Here is a 19,705-nt window from a genome sequence, read left to right as displayed (position 1 = left end):
GGGTGGACCGCGACCACGGGACCGGCACGCGACGGGAAAGAGTCCTGCGGCGTGGAGTGAGGCTGCCGACGTTCCTCCCGGCCTCCCCGCATCCCGGCGAAATTCAGCCGTGAGCGGTGAGGCGCTTCTCAGCGCATGGTGACGTTCGGCAGGCCGGGCACGTCCCCCGGCAGCGGGGCGAGGCGCAGTTGCAGGAGGTAGCGCCCGGCGCCGCCGCGCTGGAGGTAGCGCTCCAGCACCTCGCCGAGGTCGCGGCGCAGGGCCCGGGCGTCCTCGAAGTCGAGGTGCAGGTCCGTCACCCAGCCGCCCAGGAAGAGGGCGGGGAGACGTTCTTCTTCCAGCCCCCCCTCGCTGTGGGGGTCCGGCACCACGTGGGCGCGGACGTGGCCGGACGCCGTGCGCTCCAGGCGCATGCCCCAGGTGCCGGGGTTCTCGCGCCACACCTGGGCCAGCGAGCGCAGGAAGAGCGTGAGCCACGGCTGGTCCGCCGCCGCCAGCGCCGCCTCCACGCTCTCCAGGGACATCAGTTCGAAGGGGATGAAGATGCGGTCGGCGACCGCCCGGTAGACCTTGAGCTCGCGCCTCCCGCGCCGCTCCACCCGCGCGACGCGCAGCAGGCCCTCGCCCTCGAGCTTCCTCACCTGGTAGTGCAGGCGCTGCACGCTCACCCCGAGTTCGCGCGCCGCCTGGCTCATCGTCGCCTCGCGGCCCAGGAAAGGGGCGAGGTAGCGCATCTCCCAGCCGCTCATCACGCGGGGGGCGGCCTGGGGGTCTCGCACGTGCAGGACACCATTGCTCAAAACGGCGCGGTCCATTTGAAGCACTCTACCCCTACGCTGAGGCCCCGGACCGCCCAACCCGTCGAGTTCGTGCGTTTCGCCCCCCCCGCCCGGAGGTGTCCCGAGTGACTGCCCGTCTGCGCCCCCGCGACAAGCTGCTGTACGGCCCCGCCGACTTCGGGGGCAACCTCGTCGGGGTGGTGGGCAACACCTGGCTGCTGTATTACCTCGTGAACATCGCCGGGCTGGCGCCGCTGCCCGCGGGGCTGGCCTTCCTCGCCGGGCGGCTCTTTGACGCCTTGCTTGACCCCGCCATCGGGGCGCTCTCCGACCGGGTGCGGGAGCGGCGGGGGCGGCTGTGGTTCACCCGGGTGTTCGCCGTGCCCGCCGGGACCGTGTTCGCGGCGCTGTGGCTCGTGCCGTACGTGGAGGGCACGCCCGCCCGCTTCGTGCTGGCCGCCCTGGGTTTCATGGCGCTGTCGGTGCTGTACTCGCTGGCGACCATCCCTTACCTCGCGCTGGGGCCCGAACTCACGGGGGACTCGGACGAGCGCACGAGCCTGAACTCCTACCGCCTCGCGTTCTCGATGCTCGCCACCCTCGTCGGCGTGGCGTTGCCGCCGCTGCTCGTCCTGGGGCTCACGGGGGCGCGCGACCTCGCGGCGAGTCCGCCGGGCGGCTGGCTGGTCGTCGGCGTGCTCTGCGCCGCGGCGGCGAGTTCGGCCCTCCTCGTCACGGGCTTCGGGGTGCGCGAGCCCGTCCGCGCCCGCCGGGGGGAGGCGGCCCCGCCCCTGACCCTGCGCGCGGTGCGCGAGCTGCTGGGCACCTTCGGCCTGAAACCGCTGCTGGGCCTGTTCCTGCTCGTCACGGTGGCCCTGACGATCACCAATTCGATCCTGCCCTTCTTCCTGGAGTCGGTGCTGCGGCTGCCGGGGGCGCTTCAGGCCCCGCTGCTGGGCGGCCTGTTCGTGGTCGCCATCCTGGGGTTCGGGGGGTGGGCGTGGCTCTCGGCGCGGATCGGCAAGCGGGCGGGGGTGATGCTGGGGCTGGGGCTGATGGTCGTGAGCCTCCTGCTGTACGTGTACGCGGTGCCGCGGGGGGTGGTCTCGCCCTTACTGATCGGCACCATCGTCGTCAACGGGCTGGGGCTGGCGTCGGTCTCGCTCTTTCCCTGGGCGATGCTGCCCGACGTGCTGGAGTTCGACGAGCTGCGCAGCGGCCTGCGGCGCGAGGGCCTGCTCTACGCCCTGCTGCTCTTCGCGCTCAAGGCCGCCGGGTCCTTCGGGGTGTTCTCCAACGCGCTCGTGACGAGCCTGCTGGGCTACGTACCCGGGAGCGCCGCCCAGAGCCCGGAGACGGTGCGAGGCATCGCCCTGATGATGGGCCCGGTCCCCTGCCTGCTCTACCTCCTCGCCCTGGTGTTCGCGTGGCGCTACCCCATCACCCGCGACAACCACGCCGAGGCCCGCGCGCACCTCGCCGCCCGCGCCGCCCCACCCGCCCCGCGGCCCGCGCCCGCCCCCCTGGGGGGCCAGGAGGCCCATGACTGACGTTTTGCGCACGCCCGACGATGCCTTTCGCGCCCTCCCCGGCTACCCCTTCGCGCCGCACTATCTGGACGACCTGCCCGGGTACGAGGGCCTGCGCCTGCACCACCTCGACGAGGGCCCCCGGGACGCCGAGACCGTTTTTCTGTGCCTGCACGGCCAGCCGACGTGGAGCTACCTCTACCGCCGGATGATCCCGGTTCTCACCTCCGCCGGTCACCGCGTCGTGGCCCCCGACCTCCTCGGCTTCGGGCGGTCGGACAAGCCCGCCGACGACCGGGTGTATACCTTCGACTTTCACCGGGAGAGTCTCCTGCGCCTGATCCAGCGGCTCGACCTCCGTCACATCACCCTCGTCGTGCAGGACTGGGGCGGGCTGCTGGGCCTGACCCTGCCGCTGGAGGAGCCGGGGCGCTTCTCCCGGTTGATCGTCATGAACACGGCGCTGGCGACGGGCGACGTGAGGCCGAACGCCGCCTTCTATGCCTGGCGGGCGTACTCGAACGCCCACCCGAACATGGACGTGGCCGCCCTGATGCGCCGCGCGTCGGGGCGCGTCTCTCACGAGGAGGCGCTCGCCTACGAGGCGCCCTTTCCGGACGCCCGCTTCAAGGCGGGGGTCCGGGCCTTTCCCCGGCTGGTGCCCACCCACCCGGACGCGCCGGGGGCCGAGGTTTCAAGGCGGGCCCGGGACTGGTGGGGGGTGCAGCTCCACGTCGAGAGCTTCATGGCGGTGGGGCTGCGCGACCCGATCCTGGGGGCGGGGCCCATGCGGCTGTTGCGCTCGGCCATCCGCGGCTGTCCGCCCCCGCTGGAGGTCGCCCACGCCGGGCACTTCGTGCAGGAGGACGCCGGGGACGAGGTGGCCCGCGCCGCCCTGGACGCGTTCGGGCTCGCCCCGGGAGGGGGCTGAGGAGGGCCCCGCCCGGGCGACCCGCCAGGCGGGCGGCTTGACACCTCCCCGCGGCGGGCACCCATCATGGGGGCATGATCCCGCCCCGCCGCGCCGCATTCCTCGTGTGGGGCCTCGTGACGCTCCTCGTGGGCGCCGCGTGGCTCGTCACGTCGGCGCGGGGGGCGCAGGCGCGCTTCGAGACGGGCGCGCGCATCCTGCACCGGGTGCTCTCGCAGCGCAGCGAGCAGCAAGAAGCCGTGCTCGCCAGCCTGACCGCCCTCACCCGCGCGGGGGTGCGGGGCGCGGCCCTGCACGAGTACGCCGGGGCGATGCGGGCGCAGTACCCGCAGATCGTGGGGGTGCAGCGCTGCCGCCCGGAGTGCGTGGACCTCGGCCCGAGCGGCGCGGCGCTTCCCGCGGGCCCGCTCGCCCCCGACCCGGCGGGGTTGCGCTGGCACCCGGCGGCCCCCGCGCTCTACGCCCTCACGCGCGCGGACATGCGCGTGTGGGTGGATGCCCGGCGCCTGTTCCGGGCGGAGGATTTCACGGACCTGACCTCGGCGTTCCGGCTGCGCCGCCCGGGGGACGGGGCGACTCTGGTCGAGCAGGCTGTGGGCGACCCGGCCCGCCCGGCGGACGGCCTGCTGCCGGTGTTGCGGGTACGCAAGGTGCTCGGCGACGGGGGGCAACCCCTCGTCTTCGAGGGCGAACACCCGCTGCGCTGGGCCGAGCTGCCGCTGGGAGGCGTGGCGGCGTTCGCCCTCCTCGCCGCGCTGGCCGCCGGAGGATGGGTGCGCCTCGTCGAGGGGCGCGAGCGCGACCGCGCCGCCGCCCGGGAGGCCGAGCGGGCCCTCCAGGCGGAGCGGGCGCGCGCCCGGAGCGCCTTCCACGCCGTCAGCGAGGCGCTGGTGGTCACCGACGCCGGGCACCGGGTCCGCCTCGCCAATCCCGCCGCCCGCGCCCTGCTGGGCGACGCGCTCGCGGAGGGGCGCGACCTGCGCGAGGTGGCGCACTTCCGGGCCACCCAGGGGCAGCGGCCCTTCGAGCCGGACGCCTTCTGGAATCAGCCTGCGCCCGCCGAGCTGCCCGAGGGGATCACCCTCGTGACCGGGGAGGGCGCACGATTGGTCGAGGGAGCGCTGGCCCCGGTGCGCGGCGAGGACGGCGAGGGGGCCGGGTGGGTCCTCGTGCTGCGCGACGTGGGGCCCGCCCGGGCCCGGGTCGTCGCGGCGCTGGAGGCGAGCGAGCGGCGGCGGCGCGAGCACGAGCAGACCCTCGCCCACGTCACCCGCCTCTCCACCCTGGGCGAGATGAGCGCGGGCCTCGCGCACGAACTCAACCAGCCCCTGACCGCCATCGTGAGCCACGGGCAGGCCGCCCTGCGGATGCTCGCCGACCCGGAGCGCGACGAGGCGCGGGTGCATCGGTCGGTCGAGGCCACCGTCACCCAGGCCAAGCGGGCGGCGGGCATCATCTCCCACCTGCGCGCCCTGGTGAAACGGGCCCCGGCCCAGCCCCGCCGGGTGGACGTGAACCAGGTTCTCGAAAACGTCGCCGCCCTCACCGCCCTGGGCACCGACCTCGCGGGGGTGACGCTGGACGTGCGTCCGGGCACGGCTCCCCTGATCGTGCGGGGCGACCCGGTGCATCTGGAACAGGTGCTCCTCAACCTCGTGCGCAACGCGGTCGAGGCCGCGCGGGGGGGGCCGGGAGCCGAGGTCCGGGTGGAGGCCCGCCGCCGGGGGGAGGACGTGTGGGTCGAGGTGCGGGACACCGGGCCCGGCCTGACGGAGGCGGTGCGCGAGCGTCTCTTCACCCCCTTCACCACCACCAAGCCGGACGGGCTGGGGCTGGGCCTGTCGCTGTCCCAGACGCTCGTGCAGGGGATGGGCGGCGACCTGCGGGGGGAGAACGGGCCGGGGGGCGGCGCGGTCTTCACCGTAACCCTGCCGCTCGCCGTGGCGGGGGGCGTTCGTGCCTGACCCCTCCCCCACCCGGCCCCCCGCCACCGAGCCCACCGTGTTCCTGGTGGACGACGACGACGCGGTGCGGGACGCCCTCGCCACCTTGATCGGCACGGTGGGGCTCGGCGTGCGCGACTACCCCGACCCGCGCGCCTTCCTGGCCGAGTTCGACCGGGAGGCGGTCGGCTGCCTGATCCTCGACGTGCGGATGCCCCACGTGAGCGGGCTCCAGCTTCAGGAGCAGCTCACCCGGGAGGGCGTGGACCTGCCGGTGGTCGTGATCACCGGGCACGGGGACATCGACGTGTGCCGCCGGGCCTTCAAGGCGGGGGCGGTGGAGTTCCTCACCAAGCCGGTGGACGAACTGGCGCTGCTGGAGGCGATTGGGCTGGGGGTCCGCACCCATCTCGCCCGCCGGGAACGGCTCGCCGCCACCCGGGAGGCGCGGGGGGCCGTCGCGGGGCTCACGGCGCGTGAGCGCGAGGTGCTGCGCCTGATCGTGGAGGGCGCGAGCAACAAGCAGGCGGCCCGGGCGCTGGGCATCTCGGCCCGCACGGTCGAGACCCACCGCGCCAGCGTGTTCGAGAAGCTCGGGGTGGACTCCCTGGCGCAGCTCGTCCGGGTGTACCTCACCAGCGTGGGCGAGGGTCCGTAGAACTACGGAGGCCGCCCGGGAGGAACGCGAATGGTGCCGCCCCCCGCCCCCGCGCCAGAGTGGGCGCATGAAGCGAATCCTGCCGATCCTGCTCGCCCTGAGCCTGCCCGCCGCCCTCGCCCAGACGGCCCAGCCTGCCCAGCTCGCCACCACGCCGACCGTGACGCAGGCCAGCCTGAGCACGTCCGCCGCTGTCCGCATCGCCCAGCTCGCCGTGCAGAACTGCGCCCAGGGGGGCTACAACGTCACGGCGACGGTGGTGGACCGGGCGGGCGTGACGCTCGCCGTCGCCCGCGCCGAGAACGCCGGGCCGCACACGGTGGACGCCTCCTACCGCAAGGCGTACACCAGCGCGTCGGCGCGCAACGCGACCTCGGCCATCGCCGAGAACATCCGCAACAACCCCGCCTCCGCCGAACTCGCCCGCATCGACCGCTTCCTCGTGCTGGCGGGCGGGGCGCCCATCCGCGTGAACAACGCGGTGGTCGGCGCGGTGGGCGTGGGCGGCGCCCCCAGCGGCACCATCGACGAGAAGTGCGCCACGGACGCCGTGACGACGGTGCTGAGCCGGTGAAGTTCCTGCTGCTGGCCGCCCTGCTCGCCCTCCCCGCGGGGGGGGCGGGTGGGGCGCCCGCGCCTTCCTCCCAGGTGAGCCGAGTGACCCTGAACGCCGAGCTGATCGAGGCCGCCGGGCGCGGGGACGTGGCGGCAGTCCGCACCCTGCTGGCCCGCGGCGCGTCTCCGGATGCCCGCCGCCCCGATGGCCGCACCGCCCTGACCGCCGCCGCGCTGGGGGACCACGTGGCGGTGGCCCGCCTCCTCGTAGACGCCGGGGCCGACCCCGACCCCCAGGACCAGGTACGGAACAACGCCCTGCTCGTCACCGGCGAGACGGGCAGCGTGGCGATGCTGCGGGAGGTGCTGCGGGCGGGGCCGGACCTCACACGCACGAACCGCTTCGGCGGCACGGCCCTCATTCCGGCGGCGGACCGCGGCCACGTCGAGTACGTGCGCGAACTTCTCAAGACGGGGGTCGACGTCGACCACGTGAACAACCTGGGCTGGACGGCGCTGCTGGAGGCGGTGATCCTCGGTGACGGAGGCCCGCGTCACACCGAGATCGTCCGGCTGCTGCTCGCGGCGGGCGCCGACACGGGGATCGCCGACCGGGACGGCGTGACGCCCCTGGAGCACGCGAAGAGGCGGGGGTACGCGGGGATGGTCCGGCTCCTCACCCCGGGCCGCCAGAACTGACCGCGGTGTTCCGTTGTGCCCTGGGGAGGGAAGCACCCCTTCACCTCCACGCAGGCCGCCGTCTTTCCCGGTCAGCCGCTTCTCTCGCTCCCATCACCGAAAGGGTGGCCCCTCAGGTGACGGGGGTCCCGCTGTGAGGCTGGCCGCCCCGGAGCGCTCCACACGGTCGGCGCCGACTTCGGCGGCGGGCCGATTCTCGGGTAGGGTGCGGGCATGGCCGCGTTCGACCTGCCCCTGGATGAGCTGGAACGCTACCGCCCGCCGCGCGAGGAGCCCGGGGACTTCGACCGCTTCTGGCAGGCGACCCTGGAGGAGGCGCGCAGCTTTCCCCTGAACCCGGTCTTCACTCCCGTCCAGACCCCCCTCGTCACCCTGGAGGTGCGGGACGTGACCTTCGCGGGGTTCGGGGGACAGCCGATCAAGGGCTGGCTGGTGCTGCCCGCCCGCCGCCTTGGTCCGCTGCCCTGCGTGGTGGAGTTCGTCGGCTACGGGGGAGGCCGGGGCTACCCCTGGGACTGGCTGCTGTACGCCTGCGCCGGGTACGCGCACCTCGTGATGGACACCCGCGGCCAGGGCGGCACCTGGCGCCACGGCGACACGCCCGACCCGGGAGGCCGCGGCGACCCCCACCACCCGGGGTTCCTGACCCAGGGCGTCCTCGATCCCGCCCACGCCTACTACCGCCGCCTGATCACCGACGCGGTGCGGGCGGTGGAGGCGGCGCGCGCCCACCCGGCGGTGGAGCCGGGCCGGGTCGCGGTGGCGGGGATCAGCCAGGGGGGCGGGCTGGCGCTGGCGGTCGCGGCCCTGGTGCCGGACGTTCGGGCCCTGCTCGCCGACGTGCCCTTCCTGTGCCACCACCGCCGGGCGGTGCAGATCACGGACGCCGTGCCCTACGTGGAGGTCGCGCGCTACTGCCGGGCGCACCGCGAGCGGGTGGAGCAGGTCTTCCAGACGCTGAGCTACTTCGACGGGGTGAACTTCGCCCCCCGGGCCACGGCCCCCGCGCTCTTCTCGGTGGGGCTGCACGACCAGACCTGCCCGCCGAGCACGGTGTACGCGGCCTACAACCACTACGGGGGAGAGGCCCGGATGCAGGTGTGGCCCTTCGCCGGGCACGAGGGCGGTGAGAGCGCCCAGGCCGGCGCGCGCCTCGCGTTCCTGAGCGGCATCCTGGGCCCGCCGCCCGCCTGAACGACCCCCGGGCGGGCACGCCCGCCGTGCAGGTCGGCTCCCTCCGCGCCCTGTACGACCGGGCGTTCGACTTCACCGTCACGCGCGCCGCGCGCCGGCAAGACCCTGACCGGCCCACTGTGGACGCCGCGCAAGGGAGCGTGGAGCGTGACGCGGTGAACGCCTCCCTCGTCGTGCCGCGTGCGGATTACGCCGGTTTCCTGGGCATCTTCAGGTCCAATCAGAGCCTCCTCTCGGCGGACGGCCTGACCCTGGAGAATCGGTGGCTCACGTCCGAGTTCGGCGGCAACCTGCTCACCCTCCCGGGCGACCGGATCAACGTGCGCACCTCCCTGCCGGGCGCCACGGTGAGCGCCCCGTGGTCCGCCGTGCGCGACCGCCGCAGACTCCCCCCAGCGGCGGGTCACGGCCCGGCCCGGCTAGAGCTCAGCGCAGGGTGACGAGGAACACCTTGCCGAACTCCAGATGCTCGCGCACGCGCTCGCTCGCCAGGTCGGCGTCCCCGGCGAGCACCGCGCTCAGGATGCGCTCGTGGTCTTGAAAGCTCGCCTCGAAGCGGTTCGGCGCGCGCCGGAACACCCAGGAGATCACGCGGGTGAGGCGGTCTCGCAGGCTCAGCATCACCCGCAGCACCTCCTGGTTGCCCAGGAACTCGGAGAGCAGCAGGTGAAACTCCTCGTCGAGCGCGGTGCTCAGGCGCACGTCGCCCTGGGGAATGGCCCCCCGCTGGGCGTCCACGTTGGCCCCGAGCCGGGCGGCCTGCTCGGGGGTGAGCCTTCCTGCCAGGCGCTGCACGGTAAAGGTCTCCAGGGCGATGCGGATATCGAAGAGGTCCACGATCTCGCGGGCCGGAATCTCCCGCACGACGACGCCCTGCTGGGGCGAGATCGTGAGGAAGCCCTCGTGGGCGAGGCGCTCCAGGCCTGCCTTGACGGGGGTCTTGCTCATGCCGAGCCGGGCGGCGAGCTGGCGCTCGGAGAGGAAGCCGCCGGGCGGCAGCGCCTCGCTGAGCACCAGTTCCTTGAGGCGCTCGTACGCCTGGTCCTTGAGCAGCACCCGTTCTTCCCTCACCCCTCGGTCTCCTCCTGCCGGGCCCGGGGGGGTCAGGTCGTGACGCCCCCCACCTCGCCCGTGATCCTAGCAATGCTGCGCCGGATGGCGGCGAGGTCGAAGACGCGCTCTTTCCAGTCGGGCCGGAAGATGTCGTGCCGGGCCTGCTCGATGGCCGCCTTCGCCCCCGCCGAGAAGTCCCACTCGATCTCCCCGAACACGATGGCGAGCGGGATGTTGATGTGCCCGAGGATGAAGTCGCGCGCCGCCTCGGGCGGCACCCCCATGCGAATCGCCTCGTCCATCGCCTCGCGCATCGCGGTGGCGAGGGTGGCGACCACCGTCTCGCTCATCGCGGGTTCCAGGATCGCCATCTGCTCGACCGTGACCCGGTGCGACCTGAGGATCGGGCCGAACATCGCCCCCGAGACCGCCTCCCCGCGGGCGTAGTCCTCCTCTGGGCCCTGCATCAGCGCGCTCACGATGGCCTGCTTGGCGAGGCCGCTCCCGAAGAAGTCGCGCCGGGCCTCGCCCACCTCGTCGTTGAACACCGGGGGATGGGCGGGGTGGGTCACGAAGTACGAGACGTCCGCCCGCTCCGGGAGGTGGCCCGCGTAGGGGGCGGCGGGGTCGAGGGTGACGATCAGGGTGCCGGGGCGCACCCGGGGCACCGCCTCGTGCGCGACCGCCCGGATCAGCCGGTCGGGCACGGCGAGCACCACGACGTCGGCCCGCGCCAGCGCGTCCGCGGGGGCGGTGGGCGTGTCCCCGCGCGCCCGCAGCCGCTCCTCACCCGCCCCGTCCGCCTCCACGAAGAGCAGGGCGTACTCGGGGTGGCGGGCGAGCGTGCGCGAGATGCGCGTGCCCATGTGGCCCGCGGCGCCGAGGATGGCGACCGTCTGCCGGACCTCCTGCCCGGCGTGCTCCTGCCCCGCGTGTTCCTGTGTCATGGCACCTTTCCTTTCCGGTCCTGTCCGCCCGACTGGGGAGCGGAGCCGGGTTGGCCGTACGAGGCGTTCGGCCCGTGTTTGCGGGAGTGGTGGCGGTCGAGCAGCGCCCCCGCGAGGGGCGGCGCGTTCGGCGCGAGCAGCCGCGCGAGCAGGGCGAGCTGCGCCACCCGTTCGAGGACGACCGCCGCGTGGACGGCCCCCCCCGCGCTCTCTCCCCAGGTGAAGGGCGCGTGCCCGTGCACGAGCACCCCCGGCACGCCGAGCGGGTCCAGGCCGCGCTCGCGGAACTCGCGCACGATGGCCGCGCCCGTCGCGTGCTCGTAGCCCTCCGGCGCGCCGATCTCCGCCGCCGACAGGGGCCGGGTGCAGGGCACGGGGCCGCGAAAGTCGTCGGCGTGGGTGGTGCCCAGGCACGGCAGGTCGAGCCCCGACTGTGCCCACGCGGTCGCGTAGGTCGAGTGGGTGTGCACGACCCCCCGCACGCCCCCGAAGGCCGCGTACAGCCCCCGGTGCGTGTCGGTGTCGGACGAGGGGCGCCCCGCACCGTCCAGCACCCGCCCGCTTCCGACCTCCACGAGCACCATCTCGCGCGGGGTGAGGTCCGCGTACGGCACCCCGCTGGGCTTGATCGCCATCACGCCGCTCTCCGGGTCGAACGCGGAGGCGTTGCCCCAGGTCAGCAGGACGAGCCCGTGGCCCACGAGGGCGAGGTTCGCCTCGCAGGCCTGCTCGCGCAGCGCGTCAAAGGTCACGCGCTCACCGCCCTCGCCCGGCCCTGCACGCCCAGCAGGCGCTTCATGACGTGCGCGAGGTTGGGGGTCGGCGCGTCCGGGCGCCCGAAGGCGTCGTGCAGCTCGCGGTAGAGGCCGTACAGGTCGTCGTAAACCCGCGCGGCCCCCGGGGAGGGGCGGTACGGAGCCCCCCGCACGCCGCACATCGCGTCCTGGGCGGCCTCGAAGGTGGGGTACGCCCCCGCCGCCACCGCCGCCGCGACCGCCGCGCCCAGGGCCGAGGTTTGCGACGATCTGGACACGAACACGGGCCGCCCCAGCACGTCCGCGTAGGTCTGCATGACCAGGGGGCTGCGCTCCGCGATGCCGCCCGCCGCGACGACGCGCTCCACCGCCACCCCGTACTCCTCCAGGCGCTCCACGATGACCCGCGCCCCGAAGGCGGTCGCCTCCACCAGGGCGCGGTACACCTCGTGGGGCCGCGTCTGGAGGGTCTGGCCCAGCAGCAGGCCGCTCAGGCGCGTGTCCACGAGCACCGTGCGGTTGCCGTTGTTCCAGTCCAGGGCCAGGAGACCGCTCTCGCCCGGGGCGAGGGCCGCGGCCTCCCGCTCCAGGGCCGGGAGGTCCGCCCCGCACACCCGCGACCACCACGCGAAGAGGTCCCCCACCGCCGACTGCCCCGCCTCCAGCCCGAGCAGCCCCGGCAAGACCGAGCCCGGCACGACCCCGCACAGCCCCGGGATGTGGGGAAAGTCCGCCGCGGGCCGCGCCACCATCAGGTCGCAGGTCGAGGTGCCCATCACCTTCACGAGCGTGCCCTCCCGCACCCCCGCCCCCACCGCGCCCAGGTGCGCGTCGAAGGCGCCGGTCGCCACCGCGGCGCCGGGCGGCAGGCCGAGCCGGGAAGCCCACTCCGGGGTGAGCGTGCCCACGGCCCGCGCCCCGTCCAGCACCTCGCGCGTGCGCAGCCGCTCGCCGATCCGCTCCAGCTCGGGGTGCAGCGCGGCGAGCAAGGCCCGGGGCGGCCAGCCCCGCTCGGGGTGGTACATCAGCTTGTGGCCGCTGGCGCAGATGCCGCGCGGTCCCTCGGCCTCCCGGCCCGCAAAGGTGGCCGGAAGCCAGTCGGCGATCTCCACCCAGTCGTGGGCCGCCGCCATCACCCCGGGGGCCGTCTCGGCGCAGCGCAGGAGCTTGGCCCAGTACCACTCGGAGCTGTACACGCCGCCCACCCCCGCGAGGGCCTGGGGCGCGAGGTCGCGGGCGAGGTGGGTCACGCGCTCCGCCTCCCGGGCGGACGTGTGGTCCTTCCACAACCACGCGAGGGCCGCCGGGTGGTCGGCGAAGGCGGGGCCCAGCGCAAGCGCCGCGCCCGCCGCGTCCACCGGGAGGGGCGTGCTGCCCGTCGTGTCCACCCCCAGGCCGCGCACGAGGTCGGGCGAGAAGCCCGGGTCGGCGTCCCGCGCGGCGGCGAGCGCCCCCGCCGTCGCCGTGGCGGCCCCCTCCAGGTAGTCCGCCGGGTGCTGGCGGGCGAAGTGCGGGTCGTGGGCGCTCAGGATCACGCCGCCCTCCCCGTGCGCGTACGGCGCGACCCCCGTACCCACCTCCGCCCCGTCCGAGAGCCGCACGACGAGGGCACGCACGCTGCCCGTGCCGAAGTCGAGGCCCACCGCAAAGCCGGGAACAACGTTCATACGTTCACCTCCTGCCGTTCCAGCACCCCGCGCAAGTAGGCCACGCCGCGCCCGGCCCAGTCCTCTTCCAGCGCGAGGGTTTCTTCAAGCGTCGCCTGGGGCAGCGTCCACGCCTCCAGGATCACGTTCACGTCCCGCCCGTGTGCCCGCAGTTCCCCCAGCACCTCGGGCAGCCGCATCACGCCCTCGCCCGCCGGGGCGCCGTGGACGTGGACCCCCAGGCCGTTGTCCACCCGCCGCGCCACGTACTCCTTCGCGTGGAGGTTGAGGACGTGCGGCGCGAGAAGGTGCGCGACCTCCAGCGTCCCCTCGCCCGCCCCCAGCGAGTTCGACGTGTCGAGGACGATTCCGGTCCACTCGCCCAGCCGCTCGACCATCCCAGCAAGGACCCGTGCCCGGAAGCGGTCGTGGTTCTCGAAGCCCAGCCGCACGCCCGCCGTCTCGAACTCGGCGCGCAGGGGGAGGAGGCGCTGGATGACTTCGTCGGGCGTCGGTTCGTCCCCGGGCGTGTCGATCACCACCCGGACGAAGGGCGAGCCGACCCGCCGGGCCAGGTCGAGGTGCGCGCGCAGAAGGGCAGGGTCGAGGCCGCGTGCGCCGACCTCCAAAGCGAGCCCGGCCTCCCGCGCCTCTCCGGTCAGGCGGTCGAGTTCATGGGTTGTCAGTCCCAGCAGCGAGAGGTTGTCCGCGTACTGCACGGCGCCGACGCCCAGATCGCGCGCCCGCCGCAGCACGTCGAAGGGGGTCAATCGCCCGTGCGCGACGTGATACGGCCAGGTGTAGGAGGAGACGCCGACCTTCATGCCCGGGCCTCCTCGGGGCGGGGAGCGAGGTGCACGACTGTCCCACGCTCGGCGGCGTCATACGCGGCGAACACGGCCTCCAGAGTGCCGAGGTTGTCCTCACCGCTCGTCTCCGGCGCGCGCCCCTCCCGCAGGCAGTCGAGCCAGTGCCGCTGGATGTTCAACACGCTGTCTTGCACCACGTCGAGGGGCGGTGCCGTCCACGGTCTCGGGGGCGGGGCGGCGCGCAGGCGTTCCACGCTTACCTGTTCGAGGCCGCTGTGAAAGCCCTCCCGCTCGTCGAGAACGACCGTCACCTCGTAGTCGGCGCCCAGGGTCACGGTGCCGCGCTCGCCCTCCAGGTACACGAGGGTCTGCGGGAAGAGGTCACGTTCCGTCTTCGCCCCGTAACTGAGTTCCACCACGCCCGAGCCGCCCGACGCGAGGCCCAGCAGGACGGTCGCGGTGTCCTCGCCGCGCACCCGGGGGTGGACCCGGCCCGTGTGCGCCGCCACCCACGCCACCTCGCCGAGGAAAAAGCGCGCGAGGTCGAGGGCGTGCACCCCGACGTCGGTAAGGACGAAGCGTTCGTCGGTGAGGAGGTACGGCTGGTCGCGGTACACGTCATAGGGCGTGCGGTACACGATCCGCCCGAAGTGCAGGCGTCCAAGACGCTCGCTCGCCGCCTTCGCCGCGCGCATCGGGGTCTGCCAGCGGAAGTTTTCATGCACCATGAAGGCCACGCCCGCTTCCCGGCACGCGCCCACCATCGCCCGGGCGTCTTCGAGGTTCAGGGCAAGCGGCTTCTGACAGATGACGGGCAGGCCATGCCGCGCGGCGGTTTCCACCAGCGCCCGGTGCGAGGCGGCCCCGGTGGCGACGTCCACGAAGTCGAGCCTCTCGGAGCGCAGCAACGTCTCGACATCTGAGTACGGGGTGCCGCCGAACGTCTCCGCGAACGCCCGCGCCTTCCCCGCGTCTGTGTCGCACACGGCGGCGAGGTCCACGCCGAGGTCACGCCACGCGTGGGCATGGTTGCGCGCGAAGAAGCCGCAGCCGATCAGGGCGGCGCGCGGGGAGTCAGCCATGCCCCACCGCCTCCCGCCCGCGCGACAACTCCCGCAGGGCCGCGAACGCCGCGTCCGTCTCCCTCCCCGGCTCGAAGAAGGTGACGGCCTCCGCCCCCGCCGCCGCGAGGCTGGCGAAGGCGCCGCGCACCCATGCGCCCGCCGCCTCGGACGACGGGTGAACCTCGGCAACCTGGCTGGGATCGAAGGGGTCGAGCGTGACCGGCGACACGACGATCCCCCGGCCTGGCGCGAACGCTCGCGCGGTGTGCAGCATCGCCGCGTGCGCCTCGAAGGTCTCGAAGGAGGAGGCCGCGTCGGAGGCGTGCACGCCGGGGTTGAGCGGGAAGACGAGCGTGTCTGCCTCGTCCGTGGGCCGCGCCCGGTTGAGTTCGGCGAAGTACACATTTGAGCCGGACGCGATGGCGACGGAGGGGCCGAAGACCGAGCGGGCCTCGCGCACCAGGGACGCGCTTGTCGTTGGAGACCCCACCTCGAAGGGCAACACGCGGACGAGCTGGAGGTCCTGGGCCGCTTCCGCAAACGTCCGCAGGTCATCCAGGCTCCGCACGAACAGTGCTGCCTCTAGAGGAACACCCACGCCCGCCGCCTCCCTCAGCCGCTCCCGCCAGCCATCCTCGAAGCGCACGTCGAGCCGCAGGTGGTCGAGTCCCAACGAGCGCAGGCGTTCGAGCCGCGCGGGTGTGAGGTCGGAAGGGTCGAGGGCCACCCCGAGGCGGGGGCGGACGGGCGCAGTCGGCGGCGCCTCTGCTGGAACCGGCCTCACCTCCCCTGACACGCGCAGGGTGACGACATGCCGTGTCCTCTGTCCTGCGCGCATGAGCACCGGAAAGGGATCGGCAAGGGGCGTCGAGTACGTTTTGAAGGAAGCGTCGCTCCAATTGCGCTGGTCCTCCGTCTCGAAGGTCTCGCCCTCGAAGGAGACGGCGACGCGCAGGCCGTGGGCACTCGTGTGCCGGAGTTCGCGCACGTCGAAGAACGGCTGGTGCGGGCTCACGAGTTCGGGGAAAGCCTGTTCCTCCACCCGCCCGTCCGTGTGCACGACCTCGCAGGGCTGGCCGACCGTGTCAGAGAGCGGGTGGAGCACGCATAACCCGATCCGGTTCTTCAGGAAGTCGCTCCCCGCCTCCCCGTCGAAAGCGTACGTGAGGACGCCATCCCGCCCCTCGATGGTCCCACGCCAGGTGTAACGCACGTCGCCGCGCTCATAGCGAGCGTCGAACGTCACGCGAAATACCTCGTCCCCGGCCCGCACCTCGCGCACCTCCACCCTGGCCGGGACGGTGTTCCAGCGGCTGTCCCGCACCGCCCCGTAGATGCCGCGCAGCACCTCCACGCCCCCGAAGCGGACCCAGCGCACCCCGCCCGTCGCGGGCTCGAAGGTGAGGTCGAGCCGCCCGGCGCGCAGGGGAAGGGTCACGACCGCACCTGCCGGATGTTCCGCCGGGTGAGGCGCGTCAGGAGCAGCGTGCGTTGGCTGTCGGTGAGGACCGCGAGGTAGATGATCGCCGCGAACACGAGGGGCTGGAGGTAGATGTCCACCTGCGTGAAGATCAGCCCCGCCGTCACCATCTGCACGAGGACCGCCCCCAGGACCGTCCCCGGAAAAACCGTGCCGCGCCCGCCGAAGAGGCTCGCGCCGCCCAGCACGACCGCCGCGATGGCGTCGAACTCGTCCCCCTCCCCGAAGCCCGCGTTCACGATCCCGAACTGCCCGACGAGGACGAGCCCGCCCAGCGCCGCGCACATCCCCGAGATGATGTACACCGTGAGCAGCACCCGGTCCACGTTGATCCCCGCCTTCTTCGCTGCCTCGGGGTCCGCGCCGACCGCGTAGACGTGGCGCCCGAACGGCGTCCGGTTCAGCACGACCCAGGCGATCAGGACGACGAGCCCGAAGATCACGATGGGCGTCGGCACGCCGAGCAGGCGCGTGGTGCCGACCGCGAGGATCTCCGGCGGGAAGTTCACGGCGCGCGACTGGGTGACGGTCAGCCCCACCCCCTTGAAGATGGCGAGGGTCGCCAGCGTCACGATGAAGGGCACGATCCGCAGCCGCGTGATCGCCAGCGCGTTCACCAGCCCCGCCGCCATCCCGAAGACGAGCAGCAGCACGACGGCGAGCGGGATCGGCAGACTCCCGCCCAGCAGGAAGGTCCCCGCGAAGGCCGCCGAGAGGTACATCAGCGAGCCCACGCTGAGGTCGATCCCACCCGTCAGGATCACGAAGGTCATCCCGACCGCGACGATGCCGATGTAGGACGCCTGCTTGACGATGTTTTCGAGGTTGGCGTATTGCAGGAAGCGGTCCGAGAGCAGCCCGAAGATCAGGAAGGTGAGGACGAACAGCAAGAGGGGCGCGTTCCGGAGCAGCCACAGCCGCACGTTCGCCCGGTTCACCGTGGGGGCAGATCGGGTCGTCGTCACGCGCCCACCCCCTCGCGGAAGGCGCTCGCCAGGATGCGGGTGCGGTCGAACTCGGAACGGGCGAACTCGGCCCGCACCTCGCCGTTCGCCATGACGAGCACGCGGTCACACATGCCCAGCAACTCCTCCAGCTCCGACGAGATCATCAGGATGCCCGCTCCTTTCGCGGCGAGGTCGTTGACGAGGGTGTAAATCTCGTATTTGGCGCCCACGTCCACCCCGCGGGTCGGCTCGTCGAGGATGAAGACGCGCGGCTCGTTCAGCAGCCACTTCCCCACGACCGTCTTCTGCTGGTTGCCGCCCGACAGGCTGCGGACAGGCTGCGCCTCCAGCCGCCCCGCCCGCAGCCGCAGCGCGTTCGCCACCCCCCGCGCCTCCCGCCCGAGGTGCGCCGGTCGCAGCGAGCCCCCCGTCGCAAACCGCCGCAGGCTCGCCAGCCCGAGGTTGTCGAGGACCGGGTGGTCCATCAACAGGCCTTCCTCGCGCCGATTCTCGGTCACGAAGGCCATCCCCGCGCGCACCCGCGCCTCCGGGGTGTGTTTCCTCTGCACCTCGCCCGCGATCTCGATCTCGCCGCGCTCGAACCCGTCGAGCCCGAAGAGGATGCGCGCGAGTTCGCTGCGCCCGGCGCCCATCAGCCCGAAGAGGCCCACGACCTCCCCGGCCCGCACGTCGAGCGACACGTCCTCCACGACCCCGCGCTGAGAGACGCTCCGCGCCCGCAACACGACCTCCGACCCGGGGGCCGCCTCCCGCGGCGGGTAAAGCTGGTCGAGCGAGCGGCCCACCATCGCCGAGATCATCCGGGGGACGGTGAAGTCACCCATCGGCCCGCCCGCCACGACCGCCCCATCCCGCAGCACGAGCAGGGAGTCGCAGAGCTCGCGCACGTCCCCCAGGATGTGCGAGATGTAGATCACCCCGCGCCCCTCGCCGCGTAGGCGCCCGATGAGGGCGAACAGCCGGTCGGTCTCCCGGTTCGTGAGGGAGGTCGTGGGCTCGTCGAAAATCAGCAGCCGGGCGTCCGTGCCCAGGGCCGAGGCGATCTCCACGAGCTGCCGCTCGCCCGGTGACAACCGCTCCACCGTGAGGTCGGGCGACACGTCGAGGTTGACGGCGGCCAGCAGTTCCCGGGCCTTCGCCCGCATCTCGCGTCCCCGGATGAAGCCCAGGCGGTCCCGCGGAAAGCCGCCCACGAACAGGTTCTCCGCGACCGTCAGGTTCGGGAAGAGGTTGAGTTCCTGGTGAATGAAGGCCACCCCACGGGCGGCGGCCTCGTTCGGCCCGCGCGGCGCGTAGGGCTCCCCGCCCAGCGTCATCGTGCCCGCGTCCTGCGGCACCACCCCGCCCAGGATGTTCATCAGGGTGCTCTTGCCCGCCCCGTTCTCACCGATGAGCCCCAGCGCCCCGCCGGAGTTGAGCGAGAGGTTCACCCCCCGCAACACGGGCACGCCGAAGAAGCTCTTGGAGATGTCCCGCATCTCCAGGAACGCCATCACGCCCCCGCCCGCCGCGCCAGGCGCGTCCTCGCCACGTCGAGCCCCGCCGCGAGGAGGATGACGGCCCCCTTGACGATGCTCACCGCGTACGAGTTGAGGTTGAGGAGGTTGAGCGAGTTGCTCAGCAGCACGAAGAACAGCACCCCGAAAAAGGTCCACAGCACCTTGCCCTTGCCGCCAAAGAGGCTCGTCCCGCCGATCACGGTCGCGCCGATCACGTCGAGCAGGAGGTCGGCGCCCAGGGTCGGGCGGCCCATCTGGAGGCGGGTGGAGTACAGCAGCGAGCCCACGGCGGCGCACACCCCGCTGAAGACGTACGCGAAGACGACCACCCGGTCCACGGGCACGCCGGAAACCCGCGCCGTGACCGCGTTCGCGCCCGTCGCGTACAGCCACCGCCCCAGCACCGTGCGCGACAGCAGCAGGTGCGCGAGGACCGCGAGCCCCCCCGAGATCAGCAGGGCGTACGACAAGGCGCCGAAACCCTCCGTCCCGATGGCGGTGTAGGCGCCCGGCAGGTTGATGATGTTCTCCGACTTCGTGAGCCACAGGGCGAAGGCCGCGAAGAACGTCACCGTCACCAGCGTGACCATGAAGGGCGGCATCCGCAGCCGGGTGATCGAGAGCCCGTTGATCAGCCCGATCAAGGCCCCGGCGAGCAGCATGGCGAGGATGCCGACGACCACCCCGAGCCCGGTGCCCCCCAGCGGCCCCCCCGACTCGCGCAGGAACCAGCCCCACAGCGGGCTGCTGCTGAACTGCACGGCCTGGAGTGCCGTCGTCATGAAGGCCGCGCTCACGACCGAGGTGAGGCTCATCACCGCGGTCTGCGACAGGTCGATCCCCGCCACGATCAATACGAAGGTCTGCCCGACCGCCACGGCGAGGAGCGGCCACACGTTCGACAGGACGTTTTCCAGGTTGCCGGGGGTGCCCATCACCGGAATGAAGGGCAGCAGCGCCACGAAGTACGCGAGGGTGAGGTACAGGACGAAGTATTCGCTCAGCAGCAGCCGCGTCCACCACGCCGTCCGTCCGGATTCGGCACTCGGCAAGGAGGCGCTGGAGTCGTTCATGGAACCTCCGACCGCTGTCGGTTCATGCGCGGGACCACCTTTCGCGGGATAGACGCGGGCCGTTGGCACGGTGAGAGGAGCGTTCCTCCCATGACCACGAGCTTGTTTTCTGCTTCTCCCCTT

General features: G+C 73.1%; 19 protein-coding genes. 8 read left to right on the top strand and 11 right to left on the bottom strand.

The annotated features are described in order from the left end of the window. Window positions 1-128: 128 nt before the first annotated feature. Window positions 129-815: an ArsR/SmtB family transcription factor gene (locus A7B18_RS14980; RefSeq protein WP_102127502.1), complete on the bottom strand. Its 687-nt coding sequence runs from the start codon at window positions 813-815 to the stop codon at window positions 129-131. Between the two features lie 89 nt (window positions 816-904). Here A7B18_RS14980 and A7B18_RS14975 point away from each other — a divergent pair, with 89 nt between their 5' ends. The 8 genes from A7B18_RS14975 (at window position 905) to A7B18_RS14940 (ending at window position 8,728) form a co-directional block, all read left to right on the top strand. Continuing rightward, the gene (locus tag A7B18_RS14975; protein WP_180970182.1) at window positions 905-2,329 is read left to right on the top strand and encodes an MFS transporter; all 1,425 of its coding nucleotides are present in this window, start codon (window positions 905-907) and stop codon (window positions 2,327-2,329) included. Then, entirely contained in the window at window positions 2,322-3,239 is a 918-nt protein-coding gene (locus A7B18_RS14970; RefSeq protein ID WP_102127500.1) for a haloalkane dehalogenase, read from the top strand. The genes A7B18_RS14975 and A7B18_RS14970 overlap by 8 nt, the downstream gene beginning before the upstream one ends. A gap of 74 nt (window positions 3,240-3,313) precedes the next feature. Next, window positions 3,314-5,203 (top strand): sensor histidine kinase, encoded by a 1,890-nt coding sequence (locus A7B18_RS14965; RefSeq protein ID WP_102127499.1) that lies wholly within the window; start codon window positions 3,314-3,316, stop codon window positions 5,201-5,203. Beyond that, window positions 5,196-5,840, top strand: a complete 645-nt coding sequence (locus A7B18_RS14960; protein WP_102127498.1) for a response regulator transcription factor — start codon at window positions 5,196-5,198, stop codon at window positions 5,838-5,840. The genes A7B18_RS14965 and A7B18_RS14960 overlap by 8 nt, the downstream gene beginning before the upstream one ends. Window positions 5,841-5,907: 67 nt before the next feature. Further along, entirely contained in the window at window positions 5,908-6,414 is a 507-nt protein-coding gene (locus A7B18_RS14955) for a GlcG/HbpS family heme-binding protein (RefSeq protein ID WP_102127497.1), read from the top strand. Then, window positions 6,375-7,094 carry an ankyrin repeat domain-containing protein gene (locus A7B18_RS14950; protein WP_245872903.1) on the top strand — a complete coding sequence of 240 codons (720 nt, stop codon included), beginning with the start codon at window positions 6,375-6,377 and terminating at the stop codon, window positions 7,092-7,094. Before A7B18_RS14955 ends, A7B18_RS14950 begins: the two co-directional genes overlap by 40 nt. 213 nt (window positions 7,095-7,307) lie before the next feature. Then, on the top strand, window positions 7,308-8,288 hold the full coding sequence (locus A7B18_RS14945; protein ID WP_102127496.1) for an acetylxylan esterase: 981 nt from the start codon (window positions 7,308-7,310) through the stop codon (window positions 8,286-8,288). A gap of 26 nt (window positions 8,289-8,314) precedes the next feature. Beyond that, window positions 8,315-8,728, top strand: coding sequence for a hypothetical protein (locus A7B18_RS14940; protein ID WP_102127495.1), 414 nt, complete (start codon window positions 8,315-8,317; stop codon window positions 8,726-8,728). Here the strand turns inward: A7B18_RS14940 and A7B18_RS14935 are convergent. Genes A7B18_RS14935 through A7B18_RS14890 form a run of 10 tightly spaced genes read right to left on the bottom strand, consistent with a single transcriptional unit; the run spans window position 8,715 to window position 19,582 of the window. After that, entirely contained in the window at window positions 8,715-9,359 is a 645-nt protein-coding gene (locus tag A7B18_RS14935) for a GntR family transcriptional regulator (RefSeq protein WP_102127494.1), read from the bottom strand. The two genes, A7B18_RS14940 and A7B18_RS14935, sit on opposite strands and share 14 nt — an antisense overlap. Window positions 9,360-9,391: 32 nt before the next feature. Next, on the bottom strand, window positions 9,392-10,288 hold the full coding sequence (locus A7B18_RS14930; RefSeq protein ID WP_102127493.1) for a phosphogluconate dehydrogenase C-terminal domain-containing protein: 897 nt from the start codon (window positions 10,286-10,288) through the stop codon (window positions 9,392-9,394). After that, entirely contained in the window at window positions 10,285-11,040 is a 756-nt protein-coding gene (gene araD / locus A7B18_RS14925) for an L-ribulose-5-phosphate 4-epimerase AraD (protein ID WP_102127492.1), read from the bottom strand. The genes A7B18_RS14930 and araD overlap by 4 nt, the downstream gene beginning before the upstream one ends. Further along, window positions 11,037-12,710 (bottom strand): ribulokinase, encoded by a 1,674-nt coding sequence (locus tag A7B18_RS14920; RefSeq protein ID WP_102127491.1) that lies wholly within the window; start codon window positions 12,708-12,710, stop codon window positions 11,037-11,039. Before A7B18_RS14920 ends, araD begins: the two co-directional genes overlap by 4 nt. After that, the gene (locus A7B18_RS14915; protein ID WP_102127490.1) at window positions 12,707-13,513 is read right to left on the bottom strand and encodes a sugar phosphate isomerase/epimerase family protein; all 807 of its coding nucleotides are present in this window, start codon (window positions 13,511-13,513) and stop codon (window positions 12,707-12,709) included. The genes A7B18_RS14920 and A7B18_RS14915 overlap by 4 nt, the downstream gene beginning before the upstream one ends. Next, entirely contained in the window at window positions 13,510-14,580 is a 1,071-nt protein-coding gene (locus tag A7B18_RS14910; RefSeq protein WP_102127489.1) for a Gfo/Idh/MocA family protein, read from the bottom strand. Before A7B18_RS14910 ends, A7B18_RS14915 begins: the two co-directional genes overlap by 4 nt. Further along, window positions 14,573-16,000 carry a D-apionate lactonase family protein gene (locus A7B18_RS14905; protein ID WP_102127488.1) on the bottom strand — a complete coding sequence of 476 codons (1,428 nt, stop codon included), beginning with the start codon at window positions 15,998-16,000 and terminating at the stop codon, window positions 14,573-14,575. The genes A7B18_RS14910 and A7B18_RS14905 overlap by 8 nt, the downstream gene beginning before the upstream one ends. Beyond that, complete coding sequence (locus A7B18_RS14900; protein WP_102127487.1) at window positions 15,997-17,007, bottom strand: ABC transporter permease; 1,011 nt, start codon at window positions 17,005-17,007, stop codon at window positions 15,997-15,999. The genes A7B18_RS14905 and A7B18_RS14900 overlap by 4 nt, the downstream gene beginning before the upstream one ends. Beyond that, window positions 17,004-18,503 carry a sugar ABC transporter ATP-binding protein gene (locus A7B18_RS14895; protein WP_102127486.1) on the bottom strand — a complete coding sequence of 500 codons (1,500 nt, stop codon included), beginning with the start codon at window positions 18,501-18,503 and terminating at the stop codon, window positions 17,004-17,006. The genes A7B18_RS14900 and A7B18_RS14895 overlap by 4 nt, the downstream gene beginning before the upstream one ends. Further along, window positions 18,503-19,582, bottom strand: coding sequence for an ABC transporter permease (locus A7B18_RS14890; RefSeq protein WP_102127485.1), 1,080 nt, complete (start codon window positions 19,580-19,582; stop codon window positions 18,503-18,505). Before A7B18_RS14890 ends, A7B18_RS14895 begins: the two co-directional genes overlap by 1 nt. Between the last annotated feature and the right edge of the window lie 123 nt (window positions 19,583-19,705).

The sequence above is a fragment of the Deinococcus planocerae genome (assembly GCF_002869765.1).
GTDB lineage: Bacteria > Deinococcota > Deinococci > Deinococcales > Deinococcaceae > Deinococcus > Deinococcus planocerae.
This window is presented reverse-complemented; position numbering and strand designations above follow the sequence as displayed.

Bases quoted from the DNA above. Each gene is read 5' to 3' on its own strand.
- A7B18_RS14980 (WP_102127502.1), bottom strand. From the start codon at position 815: ATGGACCGCGCCGTTTTGAGCAATGGTGTCCTGCACGTGCGAGACCCC.
- A7B18_RS14970 (WP_102127500.1), top strand. From the start codon at position 2,322: ATGACTGACGTTTTGCGCACGCCCGACGATGCCTTTCGCGCCCTCCCC.
- A7B18_RS14965 (WP_102127499.1), top strand. From the start codon at position 3,314: ATGATCCCGCCCCGCCGCGCCGCATTCCTCGTGTGGGGCCTCGTGACG.
- A7B18_RS14955 (WP_102127497.1), top strand. From the start codon at position 5,908: ATGAAGCGAATCCTGCCGATCCTGCTCGCCCTGAGCCTGCCCGCCGCC.
- A7B18_RS14945 (WP_102127496.1), top strand. From the start codon at position 7,308: ATGGCCGCGTTCGACCTGCCCCTGGATGAGCTGGAACGCTACCGCCCG.
- A7B18_RS14930 (WP_102127493.1), bottom strand. From the start codon at position 10,288: ATGACACAGGAACACGCGGGGCAGGAGCACGCCGGGCAGGAGGTCCGG.
- A7B18_RS14920 (WP_102127491.1), bottom strand. From the start codon at position 12,710: ATGAACGTTGTTCCCGGCTTTGCGGTGGGCCTCGACTTCGGCACGGGC.
- A7B18_RS14915 (WP_102127490.1), bottom strand. From the start codon at position 13,513: ATGAAGGTCGGCGTCTCCTCCTACACCTGGCCGTATCACGTCGCGCAC.
- A7B18_RS14910 (WP_102127489.1), bottom strand. From the start codon at position 14,580: ATGGCTGACTCCCCGCGCGCCGCCCTGATCGGCTGCGGCTTCTTCGCG.
- A7B18_RS14895 (WP_102127486.1), bottom strand. From the start codon at position 18,503: ATGGCGTTCCTGGAGATGCGGGACATCTCCAAGAGCTTCTTCGGCGTG.
- A7B18_RS14890 (WP_102127485.1), bottom strand. From the start codon at position 19,582: ATGAACGACTCCAGCGCCTCCTTGCCGAGTGCCGAATCCGGACGGACG.